The organism is Kitasatospora sp. MBT66 (assembly GCF_000710405.2).
GTDB classification, from domain to species: domain Bacteria; phylum Actinomycetota; class Actinomycetes; order Streptomycetales; family Streptomycetaceae; genus Kitasatospora; species Kitasatospora purpeofusca.
Map to the genome: position 1 here is coordinate 1,248,544 of NZ_JAIY01000010.1, position 7,568 is coordinate 1,256,111.

Sequence of the window (7,568 nt, forward strand, 5' to 3'; positions counted from 1 at the left end):
AATTCGGGGAGAGCATTTCACCGGCACCGGCTGAGCCGGTCCGGATGGAGACGTTCACGGCGTCTGCGGCGGCGGTTCAAGGGCCTGGTGCGCGAGCGGGGTGACAACGGGCCCGGTGGCGGCAGGCCGCGGTGCCTGCCGCCACCCGACCCGTACGAGGTAACAAGCCCGCACCCGAACAGTGGCCTGGTCGTCCCTTGTCGTCGCTGGGCCGGCAGCCCTCTGATGCGGGCCGAGGAGGAAGACCCTGTGACCCGGCGCATATCGGCAGAGTCGTTCCCGGAGGGGAGAAGGGCGACTCTCAGAGGAGCTGATCCGGCGGGATCAGGAGCTGTTCCGCCGCGACGCGGACCAGAGGAACCTCGCGGGCGAGATGGAGGTCGTCGGTGTAAGGGCTGTAGCGGCGCGCAGATGCCTTGCTATGGGTGATCGCGCAGCGGACGTTGTATATGCGCGATGCCGTCTCGCGCTTCAGTTCCGCCTCTCCGTCCGCGTCGAGTGGCCTCGCGAACTCCAAGTGGGGAACATCGGCGAACGGAAGGTTCCCGGCGGCGAAGTACTTGACAGTGCCCGCATCGAGCCGACCGAGGTCGGCGGCGAGTCGGGGCACGTCGAGGGAGGCTTCGAGCAGATTCTGCACAGCCCTCAGTTCGGTGAACCTCACCTCGTCCTCCTTCACGCCGAGCAGCTCGCGGGCTTGTTTCGAGGCCTTGCGAATGCTGTCGACGGGGCGCTGCAGAACACCCCCGACGGCCGCGACTCTCCTACTGAGACTCTCGAACCACGCCTCCTCCATCTGGTACTCCAGCACGTGGTAGTACCCCATGAACGCGGCAAAGGGGTTGTCCGCAGCGATCGCCCGCAAATACCTCAGGGACAGCTCCTCATCCGCACCGGCGAGCGCGCCGAGAAGCCGGTCACCCATGAAGCCGGTGGGGCTCCCCTGCCCGATGGCATCGGCGAACTCCGTTGTCCTAAGGCGCAGTTGCCGGATGAATCGGGGTTGTGACGGAGCGCTCTCCAGATGGTCAAGGTCCAGAACCGGGGCGAGAACCACGTCGCTCTCATAGGCGATGCGCGTGCGAAAGCTCGTCGCCAGCTTCTCAAGCTCATCGATACCTGTTCCGCGAGGACCTTCAAGACGCAGGGAGACGAGCTCCGGATGGGCCATGACGCGCAGCAGGCGCAGCGCGGACACACGGGTACGCGCACCCTCGCCGAGCCGCTTCTTCGCCTCCTGTTCGATCAGGAACTGGAACAGACGCTGCCGGTCCAGGAACCCCGTTCGCTCGAAGCCCATGGGGCGGAACGCCAGACGCAGGAGCAGATCAATCGACGGCGGCCCCACCGTGACCGCGCACTCCCCGGCAGAGGTTCTGACGTTGTAGGTCACGCTCGCGCCCTGCGGCCTCTTGAGCCTCTGATAGGGCGTCTCGTCGCGGACCAGCATCTCCAGGGTGGCCGGCCCCTCGATCTGGGTGTCTGGCCTGCCCTTGGAAGAGACAAGTCGGCGGGCGATCTTCTCGATCGCGTCGAATTCGATCTCTGCCTCCCAGGCCGCGCGAGGCCGGTCGGGGGCGTTCCGATAGACGTTCCGAAGAGCATCATCGATTTCATCTACACCGGTTCCTCCGCTCTCCAGGGTCGCGCCCAGTACGAAGACGAGGCGGCCATCCTGCTCGCCCTCCGGCTCATAGTCGACGAGCTGTTGGCTCAGCACCCCCACAATCGCCTCGACGACCTCCTCGACATCGGAAAGGTCCGACAGTGGCCCGAAGTTGTCCCGCACCTTGCCTCCTTGAACGTGGCTCGCCCCACCGACTCGCAGCCCCCTCGGACCGAAGCCCGACTCTCGCGATACCGACAATGGGCTAACCGATCAGTTTATCAGCGCTATCGGATCGTTGGTCAGTCATGAGTGGCGGGGAGCCGCCGCATGGCGGTCGAACTGAAATGACATCGCAGAACGTCTCCACCCGGAACGGCTCAGCCCGAAGCACCCCGCCCGTACCGGGGAAGTGCCCTTCCGACCTTCTGCACCAAGCTTCAGGCGGCCGGGCGGGGTTCGGTCAGGCGCCGGTCGGCGGAGGTGGGGTGCGGGGTTGGAGTGGCGGCAGCGGGTGGGCGGACGAGGTAGCGGTGGCGCAGGAGGTCGTGGTGGTCCTGGTGGGGCGGCCGCGAGGATTCCGCCGTTCCGTCCACGTTGTAGTGGTACGCGGTCGCGGTGCGGTAGTCGTGGCGGAAGTCGGTCTTCCACTGCGAGTTGGAGCCGGAGAACTCGGAGTCCTGCCCCTCGTACGCCTCCGGGGCGTGGAACAGCCGACGCGGTGATTCGGTCCCCGTCATGCCGGCCAGGGCAGGCCCGGGCGGCCTCCCGGGGCACCCGGAAAATGGGCAGGAGCCCGCGAGGCCCGGCGGTGCCTACGACGGGCTCCGCCACGACGCGAGTTCCACGGCGCCCATGACCGTTCCGGCCGCGGTGTAGAGAACGAGCATGACGGCGTCGTCCGCCGGTCCGGCCCACCGCAGATAGGCGTTGACGACGGCCCGCGTCGTCGCGTCGTCGGACTGCGGGAAGTCGGTGGCGATGTAGCTGTTGCGGTGGTCCCCCTGGGGCGTGGACCGGGCGACGGCGGTGATGTGGCCGACCACCGCCGTGCGCTGCTCCGAGGTGCCGCGCTCCTGGACGAACCGGGCGAAGTCGGCGGCCGCGGCCTCGGCGCCGCCCCCCGAAGGCATTGCCGTCGGGGCGAAGGCGGATTGACGGGTGGTCACCGACTCGTCGGTGGGCCCGCAGGAGGTGAGAAGCAGGCCGGCGGCGATGGTTGCCGTGGCGAGCGTGGCCGTCGCGCGGTTCAACGGATCTCCCGGAAGGGGTGGGGGCGGCCCTCGCTCCGTCGGTCGGCGCGGGGCCCGGTTGCGGTCGTACCCGAATGCAGCCGGCCCTGTCGCTCCGGCTGCCGCCGGGATCACAGCCCCGGGGTGCGGTGCATGGAGACCAGGAGGCGCCAGGTGCGGGCGGCGAGGTCGGTGGGGGTGGCTTCGACGGAGCCGTGGAGCCAGTCGGCGAGGAGGGCGGTGAAGGCGCCGGCGACCATGGAGGCGACGAGTTCGGGTTGCGGGGCGCCGGCGAGGGTTCGTTCGGTGCGGCTGCGTTCGCGGAGTTCGCGGTGCAGGACCTGGCCGAGGGGGCCGCCGCCGCCCGGGGTGAGGAGGGAGCGGTAGAGGCCGGCGTACGGGAGCAGGGCGGTGAGGAAGGCGGCCAGGGCGGGGGGCGGGGCGGCCGGGTCGGGGGTGCCGCGCCAGGCGTGCAGGGCGTCGACGGCCTCGCGGACCACGTCGGCGCAGGCGTCGACGGCGAGGGCCTCCAGGTCGGCGTAGTGCACGTAGAAGGTGGCCCGGCCGACGCCGGCGCGGCGGACCACGGCGGCGACGCCGATCGCGCTCAGCGGCTGCTCGGCGCACTCCTCCAGCAGGGCCTGCCGCAGCCGGGCCCTGGTGCGGGCGGCGCGGGGGTCCACCGGCGAGGGGTCCGGGCTCATCGGGCGAGCAGGACGGCGGCGAGGGCCAGCGCGCCCGGGACGGCCTGGGCGAACAGGATCCGCCGGTTGGCGGTGGCGGCGCCGAACACTCCGGCGACGACCACGCAGGACAGGAAGAAGACCTGGGCGCCGAAGCCGGTCGCGGTCGAGCCGCCGGCGATCAGGCCCCAGACGAGTCCGGCGGCGAGGAAGCCGTTGTAGAGGCCCTGGTTGGCGGCCAGCGGGGCCGTGGTCCGGGCGAGGTCGGCGTCGAAGCCGGACAGTTCGCGGCCGGGCCGCCGCTGCCACAGGAACATCTCCAGGACCAGGAAGTACAGGTGCAGGGCGGCCACCAGGACCACCAGGACGTTCGCGGCCGTACGCACGGTCGACCCCCTTCTCTCTTGGACAGGTGTCCAGCATACATGGACACCTGTCCAAGAGAGGGCAAGAGAGGGAGAGGGGGGCCGGGGGGAGGGGGAGCCGGGCGGTCCTACTGGGGCTCGTAGTCGCTGTCCTCGTCCTGTTCGCGCCGCTCCTGCTGCGCGTCGTACTGGAGCTGGAAGTCCATCTCGGTCTCGTTCAGCACCTGGCGCGGCGCGAAGAACTCTCCGGCGAGCACGTCGTCACCGCCGTGCTGGTGCCAGTCGGCGAGGATCTGCCGCGGACTGGCCGTCACGGCCCGGTTCCCGACACCGGGCACGACGGTGAGCTGGTACGCCTCGGTGGTGGTCGCGGGCGAGCGGTAGGTGAAGGTGTAGTACTTGAGGTCCCGGGCCGCCACCCCGTTGGCCACCAGCCGCTGGTAGGCGTGCACCAGGCCGGGGTTGGCGAAGTTGCAGAGCAGGACGGTGACGCCCTCCCGGGACAGCTCCCGGGCGACGTCGACGATGGCCTTCTGGAAGTCCGCCCCGTCGTCCCCGGTACCGTAGGTGTTCGCGCTCCTGGAGCCGACCGTCTCCGGCGACACCGCGTCGCCCGGCACCAGACCGTTGCTGAAGTCCGGGAACGGGCAGTCCATGAAGACGATGTCGCCCGGCTCGGCCAGCTCGCAGGTGCGGCGGAAGTCCCGGCACTCGAAGTCGAACGCGGTGCCCACCACCTTGTCCCGGACCGCGCCGAGACGCTCCCGCTCCTGGGCGCGCAGCGCGGTCAGCTGGCCGGCGGTGCGGTCCTCGCAGCTGGCGACGACGGCGCCACCCGGGCTCAGCTTGGTGCCGCGGACACAGCGGTTGACCAGCCAGATGTACTTGAAGCAGGCCATCATCGCCAGGGCCGGGTTCTCCCCCGCCCGGGCCAGCTCCCCCTTGGCGGTCCTGGTCTCCTCGACCAACTGGGCGAAGCGCTGGGGAAGATCGGCGTCCCACGCCTCCGCCAGCTTCAGGTACTCGTCGACGAAGCGGGCGCCGAGCCGGCGCATGGTCCAGTAGCTGCCGATGACGTAGTGGTTGAGGTCCCCGGCGACGACCGAGGCGAACGGCTGGACCCCGCCGGTGAAGGCCTTCCCCCAGCAGGCGGAGTTGAGCCAGATCTGCCCGGAGCCGACGAACGGCTCGATCAGCCGGGGCAGTCGGCCCTTGTTGTCGACGAACTTGGCCTGGGCGACCCGGGCGAGCGCGAGTTGGGTGAAGTGGGTCCGGTTGTGCTTGTTGCCGGTGTAGGGGGTGAGCCAGGCGAACTGCTCGGAGTCCGGCACCAGCAGATTGGTGAACGCGCCGACGTAGCTGGTGTGTTCCTGGACGAACGCCTGGTAGGCACTGCCCTGGAGGGCCGCGAAGTAGTGGAAGTCGCTCGGGGTGGAGCGGGTGCCGGTGCGGACCGCGTGGTAGTTCGGCACCAGCATGTCGTGCGGGGCGGGCCGGAAGTCGGCCCCGATCGTGAAGCCGCGGGCCGGCCGCCCGTTGCGCATGCGGCCGAGGCCGCAGACCGCGCAGGGCATGCCGTCCTGGTTCTGCGCCCCGGTGTAGACCCGCTCGAACCCGCAGCGGTCGCAGTGGATGTGCACGGTGTGTTCCCCCTCGGAAGTCGTCCCCCGCGTGCCAGTGCGTCGACAGTAGGGGGCCCGGACGGAGCGGCGGAACCGTTCTCGCAGATCGGGGGCCGAGGGCGGTACGACACGGTCGGCATGAGCAACCGTCAGCAGTGGGTGTCCCAGTGGTGCAGCGCGTCCAGCGCGGTGCTGCGGTCGGCGAGGGTGGGGGACGCGTCGGGCGTGCCGAGCAGGTAGTCGGCGACGGGGGTGAGCAGCAGGGCGCCCCCCTCGTGGGAGCCGTCGGCACCCAGCAGCCGGGCCTCGTCCCAGGTGTGGCGGATGACGGTGCGGCGCAGCAGGGTGCCGTGCCGGACGGGCAGTCGGGGGGTGGCGGCGGCCTCGGCGCGGCGGCGGCGCTCGGGGGCGAGTTCGGGGGTGAGGGCGGTGCGGACGGCGGCCAGGGTGCCGAGCGGCAGCAGCGGGGCGGCGAGGTCGAGCAGGGCGGCGGCCTCGGGGGCGAGGCGGTAGGCGGCCAGGACTGCGGCGGTCTCGGCGGGTTCGAAGGGCTGGTCGGTGAGACAGGAGAGGTCGAGCAGGGTGAGCGGGTCGGGGGGACCGGAGGCGGCGCCGGTCCCGCCCCGCCGCAGCTGGGCCTCGGCGAGCGCGATCAAGCACTCGACGTGGTCGTCCGCGACCAGGTAGGGCCGGACCGGCACGGTGGCGCAGTCGCCGGGCAGGGCGGCGGTGGCGAGGCGGACCCGGTACCAGGGGTCGAGCAGCGGGTCCTCGGCGGGCCAGCGGACGGTGACGGCGGTGTGGTGGGGGCGGTCGCCGAGCAGGGTGACGTCGATGGTCTCCACGGGGTGGTCGGTGACCAGGCGGACGACGGCCTGCCAGAGCGCGGCCTCGCCGGGGGCGACCAGGTCGAGCCCGGCCTGGGGCCGGAGCAGGTCGGCGGGGTAGTAGCCGGCCAGCGGGAGGCCGTGGATGGCGCGGACGCCGGTGGAGCGGGCCAGGTCGAGGGCGAGGCCGGCGTAGCGGTCGGCGCGGGCGCGGGCGCGGCGCAGTTCGGCGCGGGCGGGTTCGCCCATCCGGACGTCCTCGCGGGCCAGGGCGGAGAGCACGAGGTGGGGCAGGTGACGGCTGCCGCGGGCGCGGTGGAGCAGTTCGGCCGGCCCGTCGGCCGGGTCGACGTCGAGCAGGTGGTACAGCAGAGCGGTGTTCACGGACGTCCGCCTCCGAAGGTATGGTCATGGCGCCCCACGCCGCCGACGGCCGGGGGCGGGGGGCGATCACGACCGGGCACAGGGGGTACCCGGTCGCGGGAGGTGAAGGAGGGGCGCGGACCGGACCGTCTCCGGAGGGCCCCGGCAGGGTGATTCTTGCCGGTGGGGGTCAACGCCCGGTCACCACAGGCTCAACGGAGCCTCGACACCGGGCTCGACCTTGTGGCCAAGAACATCAGAGGTCTACAACTCACATATCATCTGACATGTGCACGAACGGGGCGGGCACTGTCCTTGGGGCAGCAGGGGGCAGTATGAGCGATCTCCGTTTTTCCGTACTGGGTCTGATGCGGGCTCACCGCGGCGCGACGGCGCTCAAGGTGGGCAGCCCACAGCAGCAGGCCATGCTGGCCGTACTGCTACTGAGGCCCGGCCACTCGGCCAGCGCCACGGATCTGATCGCGGCGCTGTGGGGCGAGGAGCCGCCGGGGGCGGCGATGACCACCGTGCGGACGTACGCGTGGCGGTGGCGGAAGGTCCTGGACGCCGTGGCGGCCGGGGAGGAGAACCCCGGCGGGAAGACCGGCGGGAAGACCGGTGAGAAGGGCGCGGGCAGCGTCCTGATGTCGATGGGGGACGGCTACCGGCTCGTCCTGCCCAAACTCGCGGTGGACGCGGAGCAGGCCGAGGCACTGGCCGCCGAGGCGGAGCGGACCGCCCGGGCCGATCCCCTGCGCGCCCGCGACCTGCTCAACCAGGCGCTGGAGCTCTGGCAGGGCGAGCCGCTGGCCGGGATCCCCGGGCCGTTCGCGGAGCGGCACCGGCAGCGGCTGGAGGAGCTGCGGCTGA

General features: G+C 71.4%; 8 protein-coding genes. 1 reads left to right on the forward strand and 7 read right to left on the reverse strand.

All coding sequences use genetic code 11. From position 1 onward, the window contains the following. Nucleotides 1–301: 301 nt before the first annotated feature. The 7 genes from BI06_RS30110 to BI06_RS30140 form a co-directional block, all read right to left on the reverse strand. On the reverse strand, nucleotides 302–1,789 hold the full coding sequence (locus BI06_RS30110) for a hypothetical protein (protein WP_043472751.1): 1,488 nt from the start codon (nucleotides 1,787–1,789) through the stop codon (nucleotides 302–304). Between the two features lie 257 nt (nucleotides 1,790–2,046). Next, on the reverse strand, nucleotides 2,047–2,346 hold the full coding sequence (locus BI06_RS30115) for a hypothetical protein (RefSeq protein WP_030397926.1): 300 nt from the start codon (nucleotides 2,344–2,346) through the stop codon (nucleotides 2,047–2,049). A 75-nt stretch (nucleotides 2,347–2,421) separates the two neighbouring features. Beyond that, nucleotides 2,422–2,859 (reverse strand): hypothetical protein, encoded by a 438-nt coding sequence (locus tag BI06_RS30120; RefSeq protein WP_043472754.1) that lies wholly within the window; start codon nucleotides 2,857–2,859, stop codon nucleotides 2,422–2,424. 110 nt (nucleotides 2,860–2,969) lie between these two features. Beyond that, complete coding sequence (locus BI06_RS30125) at nucleotides 2,970–3,542, reverse strand: TetR/AcrR family transcriptional regulator (protein ID WP_043472757.1); 573 nt, start codon at nucleotides 3,540–3,542, stop codon at nucleotides 2,970–2,972. Next, entirely contained in the window at nucleotides 3,539–3,907 is a 369-nt protein-coding gene (locus tag BI06_RS30130; protein ID WP_043472760.1) for a DUF1304 domain-containing protein, read from the reverse strand. Before BI06_RS30130 ends, BI06_RS30125 begins: the two co-directional genes overlap by 4 nt. A gap of 107 nt (nucleotides 3,908–4,014) precedes the next feature. Continuing rightward, the gene (locus BI06_RS30135; protein ID WP_043472763.1) at nucleotides 4,015–5,526 is read right to left on the reverse strand and encodes a hypothetical protein; all 1,512 of its coding nucleotides are present in this window, start codon (nucleotides 5,524–5,526) and stop codon (nucleotides 4,015–4,017) included. A gap of 131 nt (nucleotides 5,527–5,657) precedes the next feature. Next, the gene (locus BI06_RS30140) at nucleotides 5,658–6,719 is read right to left on the reverse strand and encodes a hypothetical protein (RefSeq protein WP_043472766.1); all 1,062 of its coding nucleotides are present in this window, start codon (nucleotides 6,717–6,719) and stop codon (nucleotides 5,658–5,660) included. Between the two features lie 314 nt (nucleotides 6,720–7,033). Between BI06_RS30140 and BI06_RS30145 the strand changes: the two genes are divergently transcribed. Next, a partial coding sequence (locus BI06_RS30145) for a BTAD domain-containing putative transcriptional regulator (RefSeq protein ID WP_233290325.1) occupies nucleotides 7,034–7,568 on the forward strand: 535 nt, incomplete at its 3' end.